32 protein-coding genes are annotated in these 20,065 nt (G+C 36.7%); 1 reads left to right on the forward strand and 31 read right to left on the reverse strand.

Annotated features, from left to right (window positions below; translation table 11 throughout):
• Positions 1-194: 194 nt before the first annotated feature.
• The 7 genes from N0B48_RS13975 to N0B48_RS14005 all read right to left on the reverse strand — a co-directional run bounded on the left by N0B48_RS13975 (position 195) and on the right by N0B48_RS14005 (position 7,912).
• Positions 195-1,481, reverse strand: coding sequence for a citrate synthase (locus N0B48_RS13975; protein WP_169236356.1), 1,287 nt, complete (start codon positions 1,479-1,481; stop codon positions 195-197).
• Positions 1,482-1,566: 85 nt separating this feature from the next.
• A complete protein-coding gene (gene eno, locus N0B48_RS13980) occupies positions 1,567-2,859 on the reverse strand; it encodes a phosphopyruvate hydratase (RefSeq protein ID WP_259839403.1) in 1,293 nt (430 codons plus the stop codon).
• A gap of 192 nt (positions 2,860-3,051) precedes the next feature.
• Positions 3,052-4,107, reverse strand: a complete 1,056-nt coding sequence (locus N0B48_RS13985; RefSeq protein WP_259839404.1) for a YEATS-associated helix-containing protein — start codon at positions 4,105-4,107, stop codon at positions 3,052-3,054.
• Between the two features lie 79 nt (positions 4,108-4,186).
• On the reverse strand, positions 4,187-5,041 hold the full coding sequence (locus N0B48_RS13990; RefSeq protein WP_259839405.1) for a trypsin-like serine peptidase: 855 nt from the start codon (positions 5,039-5,041) through the stop codon (positions 4,187-4,189).
• Positions 5,042-5,138: 97 nt separating this feature from the next.
• Positions 5,139-5,918 carry a sensor histidine kinase gene (locus N0B48_RS13995; RefSeq protein WP_259839406.1) on the reverse strand — a complete coding sequence of 260 codons (780 nt, stop codon included), beginning with the start codon at positions 5,916-5,918 and terminating at the stop codon, positions 5,139-5,141.
• Between the two features lie 633 nt (positions 5,919-6,551).
• Positions 6,552-7,274 carry a hypothetical protein gene (locus N0B48_RS14000; protein WP_259839407.1) on the reverse strand — a complete coding sequence of 241 codons (723 nt, stop codon included), beginning with the start codon at positions 7,272-7,274 and terminating at the stop codon, positions 6,552-6,554.
• Positions 7,275-7,279: 5 nt separating this feature from the next.
• Positions 7,280-7,912, reverse strand: a complete 633-nt coding sequence (locus N0B48_RS14005; RefSeq protein WP_223608832.1) for a response regulator — start codon at positions 7,910-7,912, stop codon at positions 7,280-7,282.
• Between the two features lie 177 nt (positions 7,913-8,089).
• Here N0B48_RS14005 and N0B48_RS14010 point away from each other — a divergent pair, with 177 nt between their 5' ends.
• Positions 8,090-8,524, forward strand: a complete 435-nt coding sequence (locus N0B48_RS14010) for a hypothetical protein (RefSeq protein ID WP_259839408.1) — start codon at positions 8,090-8,092, stop codon at positions 8,522-8,524.
• A gap of 108 nt (positions 8,525-8,632) precedes the next feature.
• On the opposite strand, the gene rplQ is transcribed toward N0B48_RS14010, so the two are convergent.
• From rplQ to rpsS, 24 genes are all read right to left on the reverse strand, one after another.
• Positions 8,633-9,160 carry a 50S ribosomal protein L17 gene (gene rplQ / locus N0B48_RS14015; RefSeq protein WP_223608834.1) on the reverse strand — a complete coding sequence of 176 codons (528 nt, stop codon included), beginning with the start codon at positions 9,158-9,160 and terminating at the stop codon, positions 8,633-8,635.
• A 6-nt stretch (positions 9,161-9,166) separates the two neighbouring features.
• Positions 9,167-10,162: a DNA-directed RNA polymerase subunit alpha gene (locus N0B48_RS14020; protein WP_034725969.1), complete on the reverse strand. Its 996-nt coding sequence runs from the start codon at positions 10,160-10,162 to the stop codon at positions 9,167-9,169.
• 33 nt (positions 10,163-10,195) lie between these two features.
• Positions 10,196-10,804, reverse strand: a complete 609-nt coding sequence (rpsD, locus tag N0B48_RS14025) for a 30S ribosomal protein S4 (RefSeq protein ID WP_259839409.1) — start codon at positions 10,802-10,804, stop codon at positions 10,196-10,198.
• Positions 10,805-10,823: 19 nt separating this feature from the next.
• The gene (gene rpsK, locus N0B48_RS14030; protein ID WP_034702879.1) at positions 10,824-11,213 is read right to left on the reverse strand and encodes a 30S ribosomal protein S11; all 390 of its coding nucleotides are present in this window, start codon (positions 11,211-11,213) and stop codon (positions 10,824-10,826) included.
• Positions 11,214-11,225: 12 nt separating this feature from the next.
• Entirely contained in the window at positions 11,226-11,603 is a 378-nt protein-coding gene (gene rpsM / locus N0B48_RS14035) for a 30S ribosomal protein S13 (protein WP_034738759.1), read from the reverse strand.
• Positions 11,604-11,612: 9 nt separating this feature from the next.
• Positions 11,613-11,729 carry a 50S ribosomal protein L36 gene (gene rpmJ, locus N0B48_RS14040; protein WP_007839480.1) on the reverse strand — a complete coding sequence of 39 codons (117 nt, stop codon included), beginning with the start codon at positions 11,727-11,729 and terminating at the stop codon, positions 11,613-11,615.
• A 63-nt stretch (positions 11,730-11,792) separates the two neighbouring features.
• The gene (gene infA / locus N0B48_RS14045; RefSeq protein ID WP_027381317.1) at positions 11,793-12,008 is read right to left on the reverse strand and encodes a translation initiation factor IF-1; all 216 of its coding nucleotides are present in this window, start codon (positions 12,006-12,008) and stop codon (positions 11,793-11,795) included.
• A 3-nt stretch (positions 12,009-12,011) separates the two neighbouring features.
• Positions 12,012-13,391 (reverse strand): preprotein translocase subunit SecY, encoded by a 1,380-nt coding sequence (gene secY, locus N0B48_RS14050; protein ID WP_034725974.1) that lies wholly within the window; start codon positions 13,389-13,391, stop codon positions 12,012-12,014.
• A gap of 9 nt (positions 13,392-13,400) precedes the next feature.
• Entirely contained in the window at positions 13,401-13,850 is a 450-nt protein-coding gene (gene rplO / locus N0B48_RS14055) for a 50S ribosomal protein L15 (protein ID WP_259839410.1), read from the reverse strand.
• Between the two features lie 19 nt (positions 13,851-13,869).
• Complete coding sequence (gene rpmD, locus N0B48_RS14060; RefSeq protein WP_007839493.1) at positions 13,870-14,046, reverse strand: 50S ribosomal protein L30; 177 nt, start codon at positions 14,044-14,046, stop codon at positions 13,870-13,872.
• A gap of 10 nt (positions 14,047-14,056) precedes the next feature.
• Positions 14,057-14,578: a 30S ribosomal protein S5 gene (gene rpsE, locus N0B48_RS14065; RefSeq protein ID WP_034703137.1), complete on the reverse strand. Its 522-nt coding sequence runs from the start codon at positions 14,576-14,578 to the stop codon at positions 14,057-14,059.
• Between the two features lie 19 nt (positions 14,579-14,597).
• Positions 14,598-14,951, reverse strand: coding sequence for a 50S ribosomal protein L18 (rplR, locus tag N0B48_RS14070; protein WP_047454305.1), 354 nt, complete (start codon positions 14,949-14,951; stop codon positions 14,598-14,600).
• A gap of 15 nt (positions 14,952-14,966) precedes the next feature.
• Entirely contained in the window at positions 14,967-15,512 is a 546-nt protein-coding gene (gene rplF, locus N0B48_RS14075) for a 50S ribosomal protein L6 (protein ID WP_259839411.1), read from the reverse strand.
• A gap of 17 nt (positions 15,513-15,529) precedes the next feature.
• The gene (gene rpsH / locus N0B48_RS14080; RefSeq protein WP_034725979.1) at positions 15,530-15,928 is read right to left on the reverse strand and encodes a 30S ribosomal protein S8; all 399 of its coding nucleotides are present in this window, start codon (positions 15,926-15,928) and stop codon (positions 15,530-15,532) included.
• Between the two features lie 144 nt (positions 15,929-16,072).
• Entirely contained in the window at positions 16,073-16,342 is a 270-nt protein-coding gene (gene rpsN / locus N0B48_RS14085; RefSeq protein ID WP_034702868.1) for a 30S ribosomal protein S14, read from the reverse strand.
• Positions 16,343-16,345: 3 nt separating this feature from the next.
• Complete coding sequence (gene rplE, locus N0B48_RS14090) at positions 16,346-16,897, reverse strand: 50S ribosomal protein L5 (protein ID WP_047454303.1); 552 nt, start codon at positions 16,895-16,897, stop codon at positions 16,346-16,348.
• 13 nt (positions 16,898-16,910) lie between these two features.
• Positions 16,911-17,237: a 50S ribosomal protein L24 gene (gene rplX, locus N0B48_RS14095; RefSeq protein WP_047454302.1), complete on the reverse strand. Its 327-nt coding sequence runs from the start codon at positions 17,235-17,237 to the stop codon at positions 16,911-16,913.
• A 22-nt stretch (positions 17,238-17,259) separates the two neighbouring features.
• Positions 17,260-17,628 carry a 50S ribosomal protein L14 gene (rplN, locus tag N0B48_RS14100; protein WP_007839504.1) on the reverse strand — a complete coding sequence of 123 codons (369 nt, stop codon included), beginning with the start codon at positions 17,626-17,628 and terminating at the stop codon, positions 17,260-17,262.
• A gap of 2 nt (positions 17,629-17,630) precedes the next feature.
• A complete protein-coding gene (gene rpsQ / locus N0B48_RS14105; protein WP_053073319.1) occupies positions 17,631-17,888 on the reverse strand; it encodes a 30S ribosomal protein S17 in 258 nt (85 codons plus the stop codon).
• Between the two features lie 11 nt (positions 17,889-17,899).
• Positions 17,900-18,088 (reverse strand): 50S ribosomal protein L29, encoded by a 189-nt coding sequence (gene rpmC / locus N0B48_RS14110; protein ID WP_034725985.1) that lies wholly within the window; start codon positions 18,086-18,088, stop codon positions 17,900-17,902.
• Positions 18,089-18,099: 11 nt separating this feature from the next.
• The gene (gene rplP, locus N0B48_RS14115; protein WP_047454300.1) at positions 18,100-18,525 is read right to left on the reverse strand and encodes a 50S ribosomal protein L16; all 426 of its coding nucleotides are present in this window, start codon (positions 18,523-18,525) and stop codon (positions 18,100-18,102) included.
• Positions 18,526-18,623: 98 nt separating this feature from the next.
• Positions 18,624-19,376, reverse strand: coding sequence for a 30S ribosomal protein S3 (gene rpsC, locus N0B48_RS14120; protein ID WP_034702856.1), 753 nt, complete (start codon positions 19,374-19,376; stop codon positions 18,624-18,626).
• A 7-nt stretch (positions 19,377-19,383) separates the two neighbouring features.
• A complete protein-coding gene (gene rplV, locus N0B48_RS14125) occupies positions 19,384-19,782 on the reverse strand; it encodes a 50S ribosomal protein L22 (protein WP_034702853.1) in 399 nt (132 codons plus the stop codon).
• Between the two features lie 2 nt (positions 19,783-19,784).
• Entirely contained in the window at positions 19,785-20,063 is a 279-nt protein-coding gene (gene rpsS, locus N0B48_RS14130; RefSeq protein ID WP_034702850.1) for a 30S ribosomal protein S19, read from the reverse strand.
• Positions 20,064-20,065: the final 2 nt, after the last annotated feature.

The following is a 20,065-nucleotide window of genomic DNA, read 5'->3' on the forward strand; positions in this document are numbered from 1 at the left end:
AATAGGAACGGACTTTAGTCCGTTTAACAATAAAACCTCATCATTTGGCTTTAGCCAAAACCTATTGACATTGATTAACTTATGGAAGTAAATTTAATGAAATTATCAATTCCAATTTTATAAAAAGAGACAACAATCCAAAATAAAAAATCCCAAAGCAAGCTTTGGGATTTTTATTATGATAAAAACAGTGATTATCTGTTTGTAATATCGATGTAATCTCTTTGTTGAGCACCTTGGTAAACCTGTCTTGGTCTTCCGATAGGATCTCCTTTCATTCTCATTTCTTTCCACTGAGAAATCCATCCCGGTAGTCTTCCTAATGCAAACATTACGGTGAACATTTCTGTAGGAATTCCTAACGCTCTGTAGATGATACCTGAATAGAAATCTACGTTTGGATATAGCTTTCTTTCTACGAAGTATTCGTCTTCAAGAGCTACTTTTTCCAACTGCATTGCAATATCAAGCGCTTTATCCTGAATACCTAATGCACTAAGGATATCATCAGCTGCTTTTTTAATGATCTTCGCTCTTGGGTCAAAGTTTTTGTATACTCTGTGTCCAAAGCCCATTAGACGGAAGTTATCATTTTTATCTTTAGCTTTTGCTACCCATTTGTTAACGTCTCCACCATCTTTTTCGATCAATTCAAGCATTTCGATTACAGCCTGGTTAGCCCCTCCGTGAAGAGGACCCCAAAGTGCAGAAACACCCGCAGAAATAGAAGCGAAAAGACCTGTGTGAGCAGAACCTACCATTCTTACTGTAGAAGTAGAACAGTTTTGCTCGTGGTCAGCGTGAAGGATTAATAATTTATCAAGAGCATCTACAATTACTGGGTTTACTTCGAAATCCTCGTTTGGTAATCTGAATGCCATTTTGTAGAAGTTTTCTACGTAGTTCAGGTTGTTGTCTCCATGATTAAGTGGAAGACCCTGAGTTTTTCTGTAGGTCCATGCGCAAAGGTGAGAGAATTTAGCAATCATCAATTCTGCAGCGTGGTCCATTTCTTCTTTAGAGTTTACGTTAACGGCTTTAGGATTAAAAGCGGTCAAAGCGGAAGTTAAAGAAGATAAAACTCCCATAGGGTGTGCAGAACGAGGGAAAGCATCGATGATTTTTTTCATCTCCTCTGCTATGAAGTTATATTTTTTAATATTGTTGTTGAAAGAACTGAACTGATCCTGATTAGGTAATTCACCATTTAATAAAAGGTACATTACTTCTGTGAAGTTAGATTTCTCAGCAATCTGCTCGATTGGATAACCTCTGTAGAATAATTCTCCTTTATCTCCGTCTAAGTAAGTGATGTCGCTAAGAGTAGCTCCGGTGTTCTTGTACCCTAAATCCAGAGTGATTAAACCTGTCTGGTCTCTTAATTTTGAAATATCAATTCCTCTGTCTCCGATAGTACTATCCACGATTGGATATTCATATGAATTACCGTCGTAATTCAATATTACTTTGTTGTCTGACATTTATTTTATTTTTTTTTCTAAATATACTACTTATTACAAAATACGGCAAACAAAAATTATCGCTTGCCGTCATTTATAAATTCAATTATCTTTTAATTTTGAATGCATCTAAACCAGGGAAATAGGCCGTATCACCCAATGCTTCTTCAATTCTCAACAGCTGGTTGTACTTCGCCATTCTGTCTGATCTTGAAGCAGATCCTGTTTTGATCTGTCCGCAGTTCATAGCTACTGCAAGGTCAGCAATCGTAGCATCTTCAGTTTCTCCTGATCTGTGAGACATTACAGAAGTGAACCTGTTGTTCTGAGCCATTTGTACTGCATCCATAGTTTCGGAAAGAGAACCGATCTGGTTTACTTTTACAAGGATAGAGTTGGCAATACCTTCTTTCACTCCTCTTGACAGTCTTTCTACGTTGGTTACGAATAAATCGTCTCCCACAAGCTGTACTCTGTCACCGATTTTATCTGTAAGCATTTTCCAACCTTCCCAGTCGTTTTCCTGCATACCGTCTTCGATAGAGATAATCGGGTATTTCGCTGCTAATTCAGCAAGGTAAGAAACCTGCTCGCTGCTTGAGAACTGAGCTGCATCCGGAGTCTGGAATTTTCTGTAATCGTAGATTCCGTCTTTGTAGAATTCTGAAGCCGCACAATCCAGTGCCAGCATGATATCGTCACCAGGCTTGTAACCTGCTTTTTCGATCGCCTGAAGCAATGTATCCAAAGCATCTTCAGTTCCTTTGAACGTAGGGGCAAAACCTCCTTCGTCACCTACCGCAGTAGAAAGACCTCTTGAATGAAGAATAGCCTTCAGGTTATGGAAAATTTCAGTTCCTTTTCTCAATGAATCAGAGAAAGATTCTGCTTTTACCGGCATGATCATGAATTCCTGGAATGCGATAGGCGCATCAGAGTGAGATCCACCGTTGATTACATTCATCATAGGAACAGGAAGTGTGTTGGCATTAACACCTCCTACATATTTGTATAAAGGAATTCTCAATTCAGCGGCAGCCGCTTTTGCTACCGCCAGAGAAACTCCTAAAATTGCATTAGCACCAAGATTTCCTTTGTTGGCAGTTCCATCAAGATCAATCATGATCTGGTCGATAAAGTTCTGCTCAAAAACTGGTTGTCCGATTAAGTTTTCTGCAATGACTTCTTTTACATTTTCAACAGCTTTCAGGACGCCTTTACCCATATAATCTGAACCGCCGTCACGTAATTCCACTGCCTCATGTTCACCCGTAGATGCTCCTGAAGGTACTGCAGCACGTCCCATGGCACCGCTTTCCGTAAATACATCTACTTCAATGGTAGGATTACCTCTGGAATCCAAAATTTGTCTCGCTTCTATGAAAGAAATTGCACTCATATTGTTTAGTTTTAAACCATCGGCACATGCTTCAGGCTGTTTTTATTAATAATTATACTTGATCACAAATTTAATGAAAAAACTAACCTGATGAAAAAAGTAGGCTTTAATATTTGGTAATAATCCAAAAATTCTCCAACCTTATTGATTGGAGAATGGGTATTAAAAATCTGGAGATAATTTCTTTTAACTTTATCTGTTTCTAAAATCTTCCGGAAAGTTTTTCAATTCTGACAAATCCAGTTCCAAGAGGGTATTCCCGTTATCTGCCATTGCTCCTATGGTAAATGCTCCGTACGCAGGAATTTTATACTCCACTTCTTTCTTTCCGTTTCCGTCAAGATGAATGATGGATTTAGCAAAAGAATTATGCAGAAATAAATAAACATCGCTGTTTAAATCTACTTCTGCAGAAGAAACCTTTATGGTGAGATTCAGGACACCTGGAAGATTGGACTGGCTATAATCTACGGAAAGCGTTTTACCATTGGTACTGCTCCTTCCTCCGAACCTTCCTTTCTGCGGGTCATTGGAATGAGTAATTGGTGGCAGCCATGAGAGTAATAATGTACTTTGATCCAGTGCATTGATTCCACTCTCGGCCACACTACTGCTTTCCACGGCATCTTTAAGCTGAATAGATTCACTTACTTTATAATTATTCAGAGAGGTCGTCATTTCTTTTTCCTTCCCTTTAACTTCCTTACTTAGTTCCTGTATCTCAGTATTTTTCTGATTCATCGTTTCTTTACTGATAATCTTCGACATCAGAAGGTCTATAAACCTCATTCCTGCACACGCAGCAAGCAGACAATACGCCGTCCAGATCAGATAATCTGTGGCAACAGATTTTTCTTTTTCTTCCGTTTTTTTATCATCATCAGGCTGTGTAGAACCGGGTTGAACTCCTGTGTTATTATTAGATGGCGTAGTCTGTATAGAATCTTTTTTTACCAAACTGTAATTTGCGGTTTTGGGAACAGGCTTTCCTGATGGCTTGATCTCTATTGGAGGTACCTTTACCGGAATATAAATTTCCTGCAAAAGCTTACTGTCTGCAAATTTCAGAAATAAGGGAACGAGGACGGTCGCAGCCAATCCAAAAAGGACACAGACTCCTATAGACCGTAATTTTATTATGGTAGTACTTTCAGCTTCTCTTTGTGCATTGGCATCTGAATAGAAATTGACAATTCCTCCAAAAACACCTGTTGCAGCCATAATGATCGCGATATAATACAATGACATGGTGATTAGTTTTTATGGTTATTGGTATTAGCTTATATCTTATTGTAGACGAAATTCCATTGCCAGACGGTCAATATAATTACAGTCTTGACCATTCAGCCCATCTTTGAAAAAAGTAATCTCTCACTCTTACAGCTTTATTCGGGCAGCCTCCATAGCCATGAACGCCTACTACTGAACGAACCGGAGCATTCACATAAACAGGGCTTCCACTTTGCCCTCCTTCTGTATCCAACATATACTCAAGCTTGTAATCTGTCACATTAGTAGGTGCCCCTGCATTAAACCACTGGGTTCCGCGGGGTTTATCTTTGGGATACCCAGAATTATTCAGAATGGTAGATGTTTTCAATTCGGAGTAGCCAAAATAGCCGCCGACTCTGTTAAAAAGCGTATTGTCCGGAAGAATAATAGCGCCGTGATCAAAGTCCGAATTCCCATTCCTGATAAAGTCTTCCATAGTTCTGAAATTGGTACTGACCTGTGATCCAAACGGTGCGTTTCCTCCGTCCCTCCCGGGAATAACCTGAACGGACCGGGCCCAACCTCCGGCATCTTTTAGAAAAACGCAGTGGCCACTCGTAATAATGCATCTTTTATTGATAAAAAAGCCGGTCCCTATGTATTGCGTCCCATTGTTTGCGGTAATAATCAGACTGCATATGTATCTGTACGGCACATTCTGAGGATTGACCAATACCCTGTCATCATTTCCACATGTACTTTCAGGCATGAACGAATCAATGTGCTGAAGATTCACAATATCATCTGACAGGGCTTCAAGCCAGTCTGCGTTGCGTAATTTAAATCCCTGAACTTCTTCCAGAGTATTGTTATCAAGCCCTTCCACCTGAGAAAAAGGTGATGGTAGCGTTTTGTTTTCAAACTCTACCAGTTCACCTGTATTTGATACTGAAAAAAAAATATTATCCATTGTAATTAGTTTTTATTTCAGTAAAGTTCAGCTTAAAAATTCCTCATGTCAATTACACAAAAGGGTGATTAAAGTAATAATAGACATGTATACAAATTTATATGGTAACTCTGAAAAGTATTTGAGTTCCGGGTCCGTCTTTTAAAATATGGCATTCTCCGTTTTGCTCCTGCATTCTTCGTTTCATATTTCTTAATCCATTCCCTTCGGGATGTGAGTCAGGAATTCCGGATCCGTCATCTGAAATCTTCATGGAAAAGACATTATTTACCTGTGAGAAAGACAGTTTCAATGTATTCGCAAGGCTGTGTTTGTAGGCATTATTGATGGCTTCTTTTAAGCATAAAAACATATTCCTCCTCAGCTCTGTAGAAATCGGAGTTTTTGACAGGACATCCACACTTTCTGACCACAATTTGATTTTTGTTTTTTTCAGGAAGTTATCCGCGTATTGATTAGCATAATCTATAAAGCTTCCCAGGGTATCATTTCCTGAATTCAGGCTCCAAAGCATTTCCCTCATGGAAAGATTCATTTCTTCGGAGGTTTTCAGAAGTTCATCGATGTCATTCTGCAGATCATCATCTTCGGCTTTCTGTTTCAGGAATTCTGCCTGAAGTTTCAGTGCTGAAATACCCGCTCCGAGATCGTCATGCATATCATGGGAGATGCGTTCCCGCTCCTGTTCTATTGATTTTTGCTTTTCGAGTTCTTTCTGGAGGAGCTGGTTTTGGTATTCTGCTTCTTTGAGCTGTTGTTGCTGAATAAAAAGCAATCTTTTCTTATTAAACAGGTAGGTAGTGAAAGCTAAACTTATAACTATAAAAATAATAATTACACCTACTAATAATATTGTAAGCTTAATTTTATCTGGCATCGCTGTTCATTTTTTTCCATTGAAAATAAGCAAAACTGTATAATATCAAACAAAAATAATTGCCTGCAATAAAAAGTATTTTACTGAAATTTAGAATACTTTTGTTTGATTCGTTGAAGTAGTACATGGGAACGGTTCTTAGTATAAAAAAACTTGCCCATACGATTTGAGATAGGCTTATCCAATATAATGGGTTATTAATAATCTTTTCGCCATCAAAATAATAGTTCTTCTTCAGTAACCAGGCAAGCGAAATAATTATGTAATAGAATGAAATGACAAAACCTAATCTTATGTCAAAAATATTACTAAGTAAATCTATTTTCATTAAAAAAACACATAAGACAGATAATAATGAAAGAATTATTAAAAAAAAATTCCACCAAAATTGGCCCCAAAATAAATAAGAAAAATACAATATGCAGAATATGATATAGAAATTAAATCTCACCGCATTCGGTTGATCTACATTTAGCATTTTTTCAGCAAAACCGATTACTACATCTACTAATAATGTAGTGATGAGGTATACAAAAAAGAAACTTTGGGAATAAAATTTCTTTTTTATTCCCAAAGTAAAAAACAATATTGTAAGAGTTAGCAAACCAAAACAATAAATGTAATAAAATATGGTTAAGGCCATAAGCTTGTTATATCAGATGGGCTACTAAGAGAAATAACTTTATCATCCGGCATCTCAAAATAATACTGCAGGGCAATTGAAATTCTTCCTAATCTTTTCTTATATTCAGAATTAAGAACAGAACCTTTAATTCCTTTAAAGACAATAAAACTAATCTTTATATATTTAAAATACTGTTCCATATCAGGATAGTCTTTAAACGTTGTATGGTGAAACAAGCTAATATCTTCTTTTTCATATGATACAATTCGAGTATTAATCTTATTTGTTACTTGATTAATATAATCTCCAAGTCCTTCTTCATAATTTGTTTTCTCCACAAGAAGGCTAAATGTGTCACTTAGCTCAGTTAAAGTATAAATGGTCATCCCATTGATCTGATTTTCATCAAATGTAAATACCTTATCATCAGAATCTAAAGACGAAATATTATTTGATAAATGAAGTAATAGAGAAATATTTTTTTTTCGCTCGACAAAGTAAAAATTAGCATATTTCTTTCGAGATCTTAAAAGAATATCAATAAGTCCTCCATCAACCAATAGATGACTATTAAAAGAAACATCATCTTTACTTTTTAATTTGCTAAATTCATTTGTCAACTCTATAAAATCACTTTCAGGTATAGGCGTTACGGCAAACGCTTCAAGTAATGTTTTCTTCTTGTCTATTAGTTTACTTTGAAAAAAAATCTCTGATAATCTGGTTTTCATAATTCTTAGTTTTTAAAATGGTTAAATTTATTAATGGCTTCTACCTTATTGCTGACATGCAGCTTTCGGTAGATGTTTCCTACATGTTTTTTTACCGTGTCAATGCTGATGAACTTCTGGTCTGCAATTTCTTTATATAAAAGTCCCTGTGAAAGAAGTTCAAGAATTTCCTTTTCTCGCTCGGTGAGATCATCAAATTCTTTAGTTTCAGGAAGTTTTTTTTCGAAGTGGCTTAAAACTCTTCGGGCAATAGACAGGCTCATGGGTGCACCACCATTGTAGACATCGCGGATGGAGGATAATATTTTATCCATGCTTTCTCCTTTGATGAGATAGCCCATCGCACCGGCTTTTAAAGAATTGAAAATCTTTTCATCATCTTCGAAACTGGTACACATGATGAACTGCGTTTCAGGCATTTCTTTTCTGAGCTTTTCGATGATTTCAATGCCGAGCATATCCTGCAGCTGGATATCCATCATCACCACATCCGGAGCAATATCTGGGAGATTTTTCAGGGCATCATTCCCGTCGAAGAACTGGGCGGCCACCTTCATATCATCCTGGTAATTGATGACTTTCTTCAACGCATTGTTGTAGTTCTTTTCGTCTTCTACTATGGCGATGGAAATGCTCATTGTTTTTTTGTTTAAGACAAATTTCGTAAGAAAACAAGGTGGAATCAATTACACTTTTGTGTAATTTTGAGACTTGAGTTCAGGGTTATTGGTTTGTTTTTTGTTCTACTAAATTTACTTAAATTTCTGTTACGATAGAAAAACAATTCATTAGCCTACATTAAAAAAATAAATATCATGAGAAAAAGTCTTTTAATAGCCGTTTCAGCTGTAGCATTACTATTAACGAGCTGCAAAAAAAATGAAAGCGGAAACAAAAGTGTGATCAAAATGGACAGTTCTTCAACTGTAATCACAGACAACAACGGGAAAATAGATTCTGTAACCCAAAGTTCTTCCACTATTGAAGTGAACAGCCAGAAAACAGAAAAAACAGATTTTGTGTACAAAGCAACAGACGGAGCCTTGGTTAAAGTAGTTTTCAAGAATGATCCTAAAGAAAGCACAGTTGCGATTACCAGCAATAAAAAAACGTTTACCCTTCCTAAAACTGGAACTAAAAACGGGGAAACCATCTATGAAAAAGATGATATGACCGCAAGAGTAAAAGGAGACAGCTTACATCTTGAACAAGGGAATAATGTGATTGAACTGAAGAGAACGAAGATTTAATTCTCTTTCGCGATACGAGTTTAGGGGCCCGAGATTTATGATTAGAGGGACCAAAATAAAAAAGCCATCCGGATTCCGGATGGCTTTTCATTTATATCTGAATGAATATTATTCTTCAGTTTTCTCTTCTGCAGAGTCAGTTGCTTCAGCCTTAGGCTCTTCAACTTTCTCTTCTGCTTTTGGAGCTTCAGCTACTACAGCTTCAACTTTTTTTGCAGTTGCAGATCTTCTGCTTCTTCTTGTAGCTTTTTTCTCCTCAGCATTAGGATTGTAAAGTTCGTTGAAATCAACTAGCTCGATAAGAGCCATGTCAGCAGCATCACCTTGTCTGAATCCAGTCTTGATGATTCTTGTATATCCACCGTTTCTTTCTGCGATTTTAGGAGCTACTGATCTGAAAAGTTCAGTAACTGCTTCTTTACTTTGAAGATATGAAAAAACAATTCTTCTATTGTGTGTAGTATCTTCTTTTGCCTTTGTTAATAGAGGTTCAACATATACTCTTAAAGCTTTAGCTTTAGCTACAGTAGTGTTGATTCTTTTATGCTCAATTAGAGAACAAGCCATATTAGAAAGTAAAGCACTTCTATGAGAAGCTGTTCTTCCTAAGTGATTGAATTTTTTACCGTGTCTCATTATTAATTATTTATCAGCGTCTAACTTATATTTTGCAACGTCGAAACCGAAGTTAAGACCTTTTGAATGCACTAATTCTTCTAGTTCTGTCAAAGATTTTTTACCAAAATTTCTGAATTTCATCAAATCAGACTTACTGTAAGAAACAAGCTCTCCAAGAGTTTCTACTTCAGCTGCTTTCAGACAGTTTAGGGCTCTTACAGAAAGATCCATATCTGCTAATTTAGACTTAAGTAATTGTCTTGTGTGAAGTGTTTCTTCATCATATTGGATAGATGCTTTTACGGCTTCTGTTTCAAGCGTGATTCTCTCATCAGAGAATAACATGAAGTGATAAATTAATATCTTAGAAGCTTCTGTTAAAGCATTTTGAGGACTGATAGATCCATCAGTTTCTATATCTAATACAAGTTTTTCGTAGTCTGTTTTTTGCTCTACACGATAATTTTCAATGCTGTATTGTACTTTCTTAATTGGCGTGAAAATAGAGTCAATAGCAATAGTTCCTACAGGAGCATTGTTTGACTTATTTTGTTCTGAAGGAACATACCCTCTTCCTTTTTCAATATTGAAAGTAATTTCGAAAGTTACATCACTGTTCAGGTTGCAAATCAAAAGATCCGGGTTCAGCACCTCAAATCCGTTGATAGACTTACCTAAATCACCAGCAGTAATAACCGTCTGACCTGATACTTTAGCAATTACCTGCTCGTTGGCCTGGCCTTCTGCTGAAGCTTTTAATCTTACCTGCTTAAGGTTAAGAATAATTTCGGTAACATCTTCGATTACTCCTGGAATAGTTGAAAATTCGTGCTCTACACCTTCTATTTTGATAGATGAAATAGCATATCCTTCCAGAGAAGAAAGCAACACTCTTCTCAAAGCATTACCGATTGTAAGCCCGAAACCTGGTTCTAATGGTCTGAATTCGAATTGACCTTTAAATTCATCAGAGTTAAGTAAAATTACTTTATCGGGTTTTATGAATTGTAAAATTGCCATATTATTGGGTTGAGCAAAAATTTGATTAAAAAATTATTTAGAGTAAAGTTCGACGATAAGCTGTTCCTTGATGTCCTCCGGAATCTGGATTCTTTCAGGAGCAGAAACGAAAGTACCTTCTTTCTTCTCATCGTTGAATTGTAACCACTCATAATTAGCTTTAGTAGCTAATGAATCAGTAACAACCTCAAGAGATTTAGATTTCTCTCTTACAGCGATCACATCACCTGCTTTTACTAAATAAGAAGGAATGTTAAGGATCTCCCCATTCACAGTAATGTGTCTGTGAGAAGTTAACTGTCTAGCAGCAGATCTTGTTTTAGCAAAACCTAATCTGAATACTACGTTATCCAATCTTGATTCACAAAGCTGTAATAGAACTTCACCTGTTACACCTTTACTTCTGTGTGCTTTTTCAAATAAGTTAGCAAACTGCTTTTCTAAAATACCGTAAGTATATTTAGCTTTTTGCTTTTCAGCTAGCTGAACTGCATATTCTGATTTCTTAGCACCTCTTCTTTTGTTAGGACCGTGTTGTCCTGGCGGTTGGTTTTTTCTTCTTTCGAAGTTTTTGTCATCTCCGTAGATTGCAGCACCAAACTTTCTAGCAATCTTAGTTTTAGGTCCAATATATCTTGCCATAATGGGTAAATTCTAAAAATTAAACTCTTCTTCTTTTCGGTGGTCTACATCCATTGTGTGGCATAGGGGTAACGTCAATAATTTCGCTAACTTCAATACCTGAATTGTGGATCGTTCTGATCGCAGATTCTCTACCTGCACCAGGACCTTTCACATACACCTTTACTCTTCTTAATCCAGCTTCATGAGCTACGTTAGAGCAATTTTCAGCTGCCATTTGAGCAGCAAAAGGAGTGTTCTTTTTAGAACCTCTGAATCCCATTTTACCGGCAGAAGCCCAAGAGATAACTTCTCCGCTTTTATTTGTTAAAGAAATGATGATGTTATTGAAAGACGCTTGAATATGCGCTTCTCCAATAGCCTCAACTTTTACTTTTCTTTTTTTAACTACTTTACTTTGTTTTGCCATAATTCCTAACGATTATTTACTTGCTTTTTTCTTGTTAGCAACTGTTTTTCTCTTTCCTTTACGGGTTCTAGAGTTGTTTTTCGTTCTCTGGCCTCTTAAAGGTAGTCCTAGTCTGTGACGTATTCCTCGTTGGCATCCTATGTCCATCAATCTCTTGATGTTCAATTGCACTTCAGATCTTAATTCTCCTTCTACTTTTACGTTTTCAGAGATATATGTTCTGATTGCAGCCAATTCATCGTCATTCCATTCGTTGACTTTCTTGTCTTCGCTGATACCGGCAGCTTTAAGGATTTCAGAAGAAGTATTTCTTCCAACTCCGTAGATGTAAGTTAAACCGATAACACCTCTTTTGTTTTTTGGTAAATCAATACCTGCAATTCTCGCCATAATTTAATGTTAGCCTTGTCTTTGTTTAAATTTTGGGTTCTTCTTGTTGATTACGAATAGTACACCTTTTCTGCGTACAATCTTGCAATCAGCGCTTCTTTTTTTAATTGATGCTCTAACTTTCATTTTGATAGTATTTATTTTTCAACAAGAGCCAAATGGAACATACATTCCATTTGGCAGCTGTTTTTAATATCTAAATGTGATCCTCCCTTTCGATAAATCATAGGGAGACATTTCTAGTTTTACCTTGTCTCCAGGTAAAAGTTTAATATAATGCATTCTCATTTTACCGGAAATATGAGCGATAAGTATATGCCCATTCTCCAGCTCTACACGGAACTGGGCGTTCGAAAGTGCTTCCGTGATAACGCCGTCTTGTTCAATATGTTTTTGTTTTGCCATAAATTAATATCCAGTCGTTCTTGACAATTTAGACTGCATTAAGCCATCATAGTGATGGTTCAGCAGATATGTATTAATCTGTTGAACGGTATCTAAAATAACTCCAACCATAATCAATAGTGATGTTCCCCCGAAAAATAGGGCGAACGCATCTGTCTGAACAAAGCTTCCATGCACTATTGCTGGAAGGACTGCAAAGATAGACAAAAATATTGCACCTGGCAAGGTAATTTTTGATAAAATATCATCTAAATAGTCAGCTGTCTCTTTACCGGGTCTTACTTTCGGTACTAAACCTCCATTTCTCTTCAAATCATCAGCCATTTGGTTCACCGGAATTGTAATTGCAGTATAGAAAAATGAGAATATAATAATTAATAGCGCGAACAATACGTTGTACTGCCAGCTAAAAACATTCTTGAAACCTGCGAGAAAAGTATTGGACTCATCGAATTTCGTTAATAATCCTGGTACGAACATCAATGCCTGAGCAAAGATAATCGGCATTACACCAGCAGCATTTACTTTCAATGGGATCCACTGTCTTGCTCCCTGCATAAGATTTCTGTTTACACCTCCTCTTGCTTGAGCTCTGCTTACATACTGAATTGGGATTTTTCTGACAGCAACCGATAATACGACTGCCAAAAGAACTACCAGCATCCAGAATATTACTTCAATAAGGATCATAATAGATCCCATTCCTCCTTTTCCGTTCTGCACGGCCATTTCCTGAACGAATGCTTCCGGTAATCTTGAAAGGATCCCCACCATAATAAGGATGGAAATACCGTTTCCGATACCTTTGTCGGTGATTTTCTCACCTAACCACATTGCGAATACTGAACCAGCAACCAAGATTACAATACTTGGTAACCAGAACATGATAGAATTTGGCTCTACATAGTATGCAGAAGAGAACTGAGCATATGGTAAAAACAATTGAGTAATAGAAGTTAAATAAGAAGGAGCCTGTACAAGACAAACACCAATCGTTAACCATCTAGTAATTTGATTCAATGTATTTCTACCTGACTCTCCATCCTTCTGAAGTTTCTGAAGATAAGGAATAGCCATTCCCATCAACTGAACAATAATAGAAGCAGAAATATAAGGCATGATACCCAACGCCATTACGGAAGCGTGGCTGAAAGCTCCCCCCGTAAACGACGAAAGCAAGCCAAGGAGACCTGCTCCTTGCTTGTTACCGCCTTGATTTTTATAATGCTCTAAGAGATCTCCCACCTCTGCAAGGTTAATTGCAGGAAGTGAGATATAAGATGCGAATCTATACACAAGGATAATACCTAACGTAAAGAGAATTTTATCTCTTAATTCCTTTAGGCTCCAAATATTCTTAAGGGTTTGTATAAATTCTTTCATTAGTAAGTATTATAAGGTAATTGCTTTTCCACCTGCTTTAGCAATAAGCTCTTCAGCAGATTTAGTGAACTTGTCAGCAGAGATTGAAACCGCAGATTTCAATTCTCCTCTACCCATAATTTTCACTAATTCGTTTTTAGAAACGATCCCGTTTTCTACTAAAACTTCTTTCGTGATCTCTCCAGTGATGGATTTGTTCTCGATTAAGATTTGAATAGTATCAAGGTTTACGCCTCTAAACTCTTTTCTGTTTACGTTTTTGAATCCGAATTTAGGTAATCTCCTTTGTAAAGGCATCTGTCCACCTTCGAAACCGATTTTCTGAGAATAACCAGCTCTAGCTTTCTGACCTTTATGTCCTTTCGTAGCAGTACCTCCTTTTCCTGTACCTTGCCCTCTACCAATTCTTTTAGAGTTGTGAGTAGCACCTGCAGCAGGTCTTATGTTGTTTAAATTCATTTTAATTTTTGTTTTAAAATTATTTTTGAACTTCAAGTAAATGACTAACTGCAGCTATCATTCCTAAAATAGAAGGCGTAGCTTCGTGTTCTACAACTTGGTGAAGTTTCTTAAATCCTAATGCTTCAAGCGTTCTCTTTTGGGTTTTTGTTCTTCCAATAGCGCTTCTTACTTGCTTTACTTTGATTGTTGCCATTGTTCTAATATTAACCGTTAAACACTTTACTTAGAGAAACTCCTCTCATTCTAGCGATCTCTTCAGGTCTTCTGATATCTAATAACGCTTTGAAAGTAGCTTTCACTACGTTGTGAGGGTTAGAAGATCCTTTAGATTTTGAAAGGATATCGTGAATACCAGCAGACTCAAGTACCGCTCTTACCGCACCACCGGCGATAAGTCCTGTACCGTGAGAAGCAGGTCTTAAGAAGATATCTGCACCACCGTATCTGGCAGTAGTCTGGTGAGGAATAGTGTGGTTCATTACAGGAACTTTCACTAGGTTTTTCTTAGCATCTTCAACAGCTTTAGCAATTGCAGAAGCTACTTCTTTAGATTTTCCTAGACCGTGACCGATTACTCCGTCTTCGTTACCTACTACTACAATAGCAGAAAATCCGAAAGCTCTACCTCCTTTTGTTACTTTTGTTACTCTGTTAACAGCTACGAGACGATCTTTTAATTCTAATCCTCCCGGTTTTACTCTTTCTATATTATCTAGTCCTAACATATTTCCGAAATTTTTATGATTAGAATTTAAGTCCTCCTTCTCTCGCTCCATCAGCAAGAGCTTTCACTCTTCCGTGGTAAACGAAACCGTTTCTGTCAAATACAATACTTTCGATTCCTGCAGCGATAGCTTTAGCAGCGATAGCTTTACCAACAGCAGCAGAAACTTCAGTCTTAGTACCGTTAGCATCTACACCCTTCTCTCTAGAAGAAGCGGAGGCTAATGTTGTACCATTTTTATCATCGATTAACTGAGCGTAAATTTCCTTATTACTTTTATATACAGATAATCTTGGCAATTCAGAAGATCCAGAGATTTTTCCTCTTACTCTTCTTTTGATTCTTATTCTTTTTTCTAATTTACTTAATGCCATAATACTTATAATTTATTAAGCAGATTTACCAGCTTTACGTCTAACAATTTCTCCCAGGAATCTTACACCTTTTCCTTTGTAAGGCTCAGGCTTTCTGAAAGAACGGATCTTTGCAGCTACCATTCCTAGAAGTTGGTTGTCATGAGACGCTAAAGTAATAATTGGGTTTTTACCTTTTTCAGTCAATGTATCTAATTTTACTTCGTTTGGAAGTTCCAATACGATACCGTGAGAGAATCCTAAAGCTAACTCAAGTTTTTGACCTGTGTGTGAAGCTCTGTATCCTACCCCTACTAGTTCTAGTTTCTTTTCGAAACCTTTTTCAACACCAACAATCATGTTGTTGATCAACGCTCTGTATAAACCGTGAAGCGCTTTGTGTTGTTTAGAATCAGACGGTCTGCTTACTGTAAGCACGCCATCGTTCTGTTCTAAAGTAATTCCTGCTGTAAGCTCCTGAGAAAGTTCTCCTTTAGGACCTTTTACCGTTACAATACTGTTATTTTCAGTGACTGTAATTCCAGCTGGAATTGTTATAATTGCTTTACCAATTCTTGACATTTTCCTCTGATTAAAAATTAATAAACATAGCAGATTACTTCACCGCCTACTTTTTCTTCTCTAGCCTTCTTGTCAGTCATTACTCCTTTAGAAGTAGAGATAACAGCTATTCCCAAACCGTTCAGTACTCTTGGAAGTTCTGTAGAACCTTTGTACTGTCTTAAACCTGGTCTAGAAGCTCTCTGGATAGATTTAATAGCCGGCTTGTTAGTTTGCTTGTCATACTTTAAAGCGATTTTGATCGTACCTTGAACAGCGCTTTCTTCAAACTTAAAGTTTAAGATATAACCCTGGTCAAATAAGATCTTAGTAATCTCCTTTTTGATTTTCGATGCAGGAATCTCCACCACTTTGTGGCCTGCGCTTTGTGCGTTCCTTACTCTTGTTAGGAAATCTGAAATTGGATCTGTTACCATTTTTCTATTTTAAATTATTGGTTAAAGACAATCAGTATTGAAGGGACTTGAAGATTAAAATATCAGACTTCAGAAAAACTTGGGTCTGATATTTTTGTTCTTTAGTATCCAGACAACTTAATTGTCCCGATTAATTAGTAATTACTACCAACTAGCTTTTTTCACTCCCGGGATAAGACCGTTGTTGGCCATTTCACGGAACGTTACTCTAGAAAGACCGAAAGTTCTCATGTACCCTCTTGGTCTACCTGTTAGTTTACATCTGTTGTGTAATCTTACAGGAGAAGCATTTTTAGGTAATTTCTGAAGACCTTCATAGTCACCAGCTTCTTTTAAAGCTTTTCTCTTGTCAGCGTATTTAGCAACTAGTGCTTCTCTTTTGCGCTCACGCGCTTTCATTGATTCTTTAGCCATTTCTTAGTTCTTTTTAAATGGTAAACCGAAGTGAGTTAATAATGCTTTCGCTTCTTTATCTGTTTTCGCGCTTGTTACGAAAGTGATGTCCATCCCTTGGATTTTTTTCACTTTGTCAATTACGATTTCAGGGAAGATAATCTGCTCAGTAATACCTAAGTTATAATTACCTCTACCATCGAACCCGTCTGCTTTGATACCAGAGAAATCTCTGATACGTGGTAAAGCAGAAGCAGTAAGTCTGTCTAAGAATTCATACATTTTATGAGCTCTCAATGTTACTTTAGCACCTACAGGCATACCTTTTCTCAATTTGAAAGCCGCTTCGTCTTTCTTAGAGATGGTACCTACTGCTTTCTGGCCAGTAATCATTGTTAATTCTTCTACAGCGTAATCAATGATTTTTTTGTCTGCAGTGGCATCACCTAATCCTTGAGATAGGATGATTTTTTCCAATTTAGGTACCTGCATTACAGATTTGTACCCAAATTCTTCCATCATTGCAGGAACAATTTTCTCTCTGTATATATTTTTGGGTCTTGCTATAAATTCCATGTGTTAATTCAAATTATAAAGTTTCACCCGTTTTTTTATCGATTCTTACTTTCTTATCTCCGTCGATTTTATAACCAACTCTTACCGCTTTGCCGTCTTTACCAACTAGAGCGATGTTTGAGATATGAATAGAAGCTTCTTTTTCAGTGATTCCACCTTGAGGGTTAGAAGCTGAAGGCTTAACGTGTTTTTTAACGATGTTAAGACCTGCAACGATAACTCTAGGATCTTTTCCTTCTTTTTTGATCACTTCAATAACTTCACCTGTCTTACCTTTGATATCTTTCTTACCAGTAGTAATGATGACGTTATCTCCTCTTTTTATTTTTAACTTTGACATTTTCTTTTAAAAATTTTAAAAATTAAAGTACTTCAGGAGCTAATGAAATGATTTTCATATATTCTTTGTCTCTCAACTCACGAGCAACTGGTCCGAAAACACGCGTTCCTCTCATTTCTCCTGCTGCGTTTAGTAATACACAAGCATTGTCTTCGAATTTGATGTATGAACCATCTTTTCTTCTAACTGCTTTTTTAGTTCTTACTACTACAGCTTTAGATACCTGACCTTTTTTAGCGTTTCCTGATGGCGTAGAATCTTTGATAGTAACAACGATTTTATCACCAACTGAAGCATATCTTCTTCTGGTTCCTCCCAGAACTCTGATAACCAATACCTCTTTGGCACCTGTGTTATCAGCAACTTTTAATCTTGATTCTGTTTGTAACATTATTACTTAGCTTTTTCAATGATTCTTACTAATCTCCATCTCTTGCTCTTGCTCAAAGGTCTAGTTTCTTGGATAAGAACTGTATCTCCCTCTGTGCATTCGTTGTTCTCGTCGTGTGCAGTATATTTTTTCGTTTTCAAAACGAATTTACCGTACATCGGGTGTTTCACTCTCGTAGTCTCACTTACAACAATGGTCTTTTCCATTTTATTGCTGGAAACTATTCCGATTCTTTCTTTTCTTAAGTTTCTTTCCATAATGTATGAAAATCTTATTGTTGTTTAGTGGTTAACTCAGTGTTTAGTCTAGCGATTGATCTTCTCAAATCTCTGATTTGAATCGGGTTTTCAATTGGACTGATCTTGTGAGCCAATTTCAGTTTTGAATATTGAGTTTTCAATTCAGCAAGTTTTGCTTGAATATCACCCGCGCTTAAATTTTTAATATCAGCTTGTTTCATTGTATCAAAGATTATAGAGGTTTAACAAAATCGTTAGCAACTACGAATTTAGTAATTACCGGTAATTTCTGTGCAGCAAGTCTTAAAGCTTCCTTAGCGATCTCGTAAGATACTCCTCCGATTTCGAACATGATTTTACCTGGTTTTACTACAGCTACCCAATATTCCACAGCACCTTTACCTTTACCCATCCTTACTTCGGCTGGTTTCTTAGTAATAGGCTTATCCGGGAATATTTTGATCCACAGCTGACCTTCTCTCTTCATATATCTAGTCGCAGCGATACGAGCAGCTTCGATTTGTCTTGCAGTAATCCAAGCACCTTCTATAGCTTTGATTCCAAATGTTCCGTATGCCAGTTGATTACCTCTTTGAGCAATCCCCTTCATCTTCATCTTGTGAACTCTACGGAATTTGGTTCTTTTTGGTTGTAACATAATTTCTAAATTTTAGATTTTAGATTTTAGATTTTAGATTTTTTATATTTTAAAAAAGTAACGGTAATTTAAAATTCAAAATTTCTAACCTAAAATTTTTAATTATTATTGTTATTATTGTTATTATTCTTTCTAGGTCTTCTGTTATCTCGGTCTCCACCTCTGTTTCCACCTCCTGAAGGACCTCCTTTCTTCTGTTGTCCCACTAGTGGAGAAAGGTCTCTTTTACCGTAAACCTCTCCTTTCATGATCCAAACTTTCACTCCTAGTCTACCGTAAGTAGTGTGAGCTTCAGCCCAGTGGTAATCGATATCAGCTCTGAAAGTAGACAAAGGAATTCTTCCGTCTTTGAAAGATTCGCTTCTTGCCATTTCAGCACCGTTCAATCTACCAGAGATTTGAACTTTGATACCTTCAGCACCCATTCTCATTGTACTTGCCATCGCCATTTTAACAGCTCTTCTGTAAGAAATTCTGTTTTCAATCTGCTTAGAGATGCTGTCTGCTACTAGTACTGCGTCAAGTTCAGGTCTTTTGATTTCGAAAATGTTGATTTGAATATCCTTACCTGTAAGTTTCTTCAATTCTTCTTTTAATTTATCAACTTCCTGACCTCCTTTACCGATGATAAGTCCCGGTCTAGCAGTAGTAATAGTTACTGTAACTAATTTTAAAGTTCTTTCAATATAAATTTTTGAAATACCACCTTTAGATAATCTAGCTTCAAGGTATCTTCTGATTTTGTAGTCTTCAGCGATTCTGTCTCCATAATCTTTACCACCAAACCAGTTTGAATCCCATCCTCTGATGATACCTAATCTGTTACCAATTGGATTTGTCTTCTGTCCCATACCTTGATTAATTTTCTTTATTACCTAAGATTAATGTAATGTGGTTTGATCTTTTTCTGATTCTATACCCTCTACCTTGTGGAGCTGGTCTTAGTCTCTTCAATTGTCTTGCACTGTCTACAAAAATTTCTTTAACGATAAGATTAGCTTCTTCGATATCAGCACCTTCGTTTTTAGCTTGCCAGTTGGCCATTGCTGAAAGTAAGACTTTTTCTAATTTATTAGAAGCGTCTTTCTTTGAATATTTTAGGATGTATAAAGCTTTGTCTACTTCTACGCCTCTGATGATATCAGCTACTAATCTCATCTTTCTTGGAGAAGAAGGGCAATCGTTATGTAATGCTTTTACTACATCTTGATTTGTTAACTTACGTGCTAATGCACTTTCTCTTTTTCTTGATCCCATGATTATCTACTTCCTTTGTTTTTATTACCACCATGACCTCTGAAAGATCTTGTTGGAGAAAATTCGCCTAACTTGTGACCAACCATGTTTTCTGTAACATAAACAGGGATAAAAGATTTCCCGTTGTGTACAGCAATAGTTTGTCCTACGAAGTCTGGAGAGATCATAGACGCTCTAGACCAAGTTTTGATAACTGTCTTCTTACCAGACTCTATGTTTGTCTGAACCTTCTTATCTAAAGTATGATGAATGAATGGTCCTTTTTTAAGTGATCTTGCCATAA

The organism is Chryseobacterium herbae, from assembly GCF_025154075.1.
In the GTDB taxonomy this organism is placed as follows: Bacteria; Bacteroidota; Bacteroidia; order Flavobacteriales; family Weeksellaceae; genus Chryseobacterium; species Chryseobacterium herbae.

What these genes read in the sequence shown, in the direction of transcription:
- rplO (WP_259839410.1), bottom strand. Translation starts at nt 13,850, where the DNA reads ATGAATTTAAACAACATAAGACCTGCTGCAGGTGCTACTCACAACTCT.
- rplR (WP_047454305.1), bottom strand. Translation starts at nt 14,951, where the DNA reads ATGGCATTAAGTAAATTAGAAAAAAGAATAAGAATCAAAAGAAGAGTA.
- rpsE (WP_034703137.1), bottom strand. Translation starts at nt 14,578, where the DNA reads ATGTTAGGACTAGATAATATAGAAAGAGTAAAACCGGGAGGATTAGAA.
- rpsN (WP_034702868.1), bottom strand. Translation starts at nt 16,342, where the DNA reads ATGGCTAAAGAATCAATGAAAGCGCGTGAGCGCAAAAGAGAAGCACTA.
- rplF (WP_259839411.1), bottom strand. Translation starts at nt 15,512, where the DNA reads ATGTCAAGAATTGGTAAAGCAATTATAACAATTCCAGCTGGAATTACA.
- rplE (WP_047454303.1), bottom strand. Translation starts at nt 16,897, where the DNA reads ATGGAATTTATAGCAAGACCCAAAAATATATACAGAGAGAAAATTGTT.
- rplN (WP_007839504.1), bottom strand. Translation starts at nt 17,628, where the DNA reads ATGTTACAAACAGAATCAAGATTAAAAGTTGCTGATAACACAGGTGCC.
- rpmD (WP_007839493.1), bottom strand. Translation starts at nt 14,046, where the DNA reads ATGGCAACAATCAAAGTAAAGCAAGTAAGAAGCGCTATTGGAAGAACA.
- N0B48_RS13995 (WP_259839406.1), bottom strand. Translation starts at nt 5,918, where the DNA reads ATGCCAGATAAAATTAAGCTTACAATATTATTAGTAGGTGTAATTATT.
- rpsC (WP_034702856.1), bottom strand. Translation starts at nt 19,376, where the DNA reads ATGGGACAGAAGACAAATCCAATTGGTAACAGATTAGGTATCATCAGA.
- rpsM (WP_034738759.1), bottom strand. Translation starts at nt 11,603, where the DNA reads ATGGCGAGAATTGCAGGTATTGATTTACCAAAAAACAAAAGAGGTGTT.
- eno (WP_259839403.1), bottom strand. Translation starts at nt 2,859, where the DNA reads ATGAGTGCAATTTCTTTCATAGAAGCGAGACAAATTTTGGATTCCAGA.
- N0B48_RS14010 (WP_259839408.1), top strand. Translation starts at nt 8,090, where the DNA reads ATGAGAAAAAGTCTTTTAATAGCCGTTTCAGCTGTAGCATTACTATTA.
- rpsS (WP_034702850.1), bottom strand. Translation starts at nt 20,063, where the DNA reads ATGGCAAGATCACTTAAAAAAGGACCATTCATTCATCATACTTTAGAT.
- rpsH (WP_034725979.1), bottom strand. Translation starts at nt 15,928, where the DNA reads ATGGTAACAGATCCAATTTCAGATTTCCTAACAAGAGTAAGGAACGCA.
- rplV (WP_034702853.1), bottom strand. Translation starts at nt 19,782, where the DNA reads ATGGGATCAAGAAAAAGAGAAAGTGCATTAGCACGTAAGTTAACAAAT.
- rpmC (WP_034725985.1), bottom strand. Translation starts at nt 18,088, where the DNA reads ATGAAACAAGCTGATATTAAAAATTTAAGCGCGGGTGATATTCAAGCA.
- rpsK (WP_034702879.1), bottom strand. Translation starts at nt 11,213, where the DNA reads ATGGCAAAACAAAGTAAAGTAGTTAAAAAAAGAAAAGTAAAAGTTGAG.
- rpsD (WP_259839409.1), bottom strand. Translation starts at nt 10,804, where the DNA reads ATGGCAAGATATATTGGACCTAAAACTAAGATTGCTAGAAAGTTTGGT.
- N0B48_RS14000 (WP_259839407.1), bottom strand. Translation starts at nt 7,274, where the DNA reads ATGAAAACCAGATTATCAGAGATTTTTTTTCAAAGTAAACTAATAGAC.
- rplP (WP_047454300.1), bottom strand. Translation starts at nt 18,525, where the DNA reads ATGTTACAACCAAAAAGAACCAAATTCCGTAGAGTTCACAAGATGAAG.
- infA (WP_027381317.1), bottom strand. Translation starts at nt 12,008, where the DNA reads ATGGCAAAACAAAAACATATTGAACAAGACGGCGTTATCACGGAAGCA.
- rplX (WP_047454302.1), bottom strand. Translation starts at nt 17,237, where the DNA reads ATGTCAAAGTTAAAAATAAAAAGAGGAGATAACGTCATCATTACTACT.
- N0B48_RS13985 (WP_259839404.1), bottom strand. Translation starts at nt 4,107, where the DNA reads ATGTCATTGTATTATATCGCGATCATTATGGCTGCAACAGGTGTTTTT.
- rplQ (WP_223608834.1), bottom strand. Translation starts at nt 9,160, where the DNA reads ATGAGACACGGTAAAAAATTCAATCACTTAGGAAGAACAGCTTCTCAT.
- secY (WP_034725974.1), bottom strand. Translation starts at nt 13,391, where the DNA reads ATGAAAGAATTTATACAAACCCTTAAGAATATTTGGAGCCTAAAGGAA.
- N0B48_RS13975 (WP_169236356.1), bottom strand. Translation starts at nt 1,481, where the DNA reads ATGTCAGACAACAAAGTAATATTGAATTACGACGGTAATTCATATGAA.
- rpmJ (WP_007839480.1), bottom strand. Translation starts at nt 11,729, where the DNA reads ATGAAAGTTAGAGCATCAATTAAAAAAAGAAGCGCTGATTGCAAGATT.
- N0B48_RS14005 (WP_223608832.1), bottom strand. Translation starts at nt 7,912, where the DNA reads ATGAGCATTTCCATCGCCATAGTAGAAGACGAAAAGAACTACAACAAT.
- N0B48_RS14020 (WP_034725969.1), bottom strand. Translation starts at nt 10,162, where the DNA reads ATGGCAATTTTACAATTCATAAAACCCGATAAAGTAATTTTACTTAAC.
- N0B48_RS13990 (WP_259839405.1), bottom strand. Translation starts at nt 5,041, where the DNA reads ATGGATAATATTTTTTTTTCAGTATCAAATACAGGTGAACTGGTAGAG.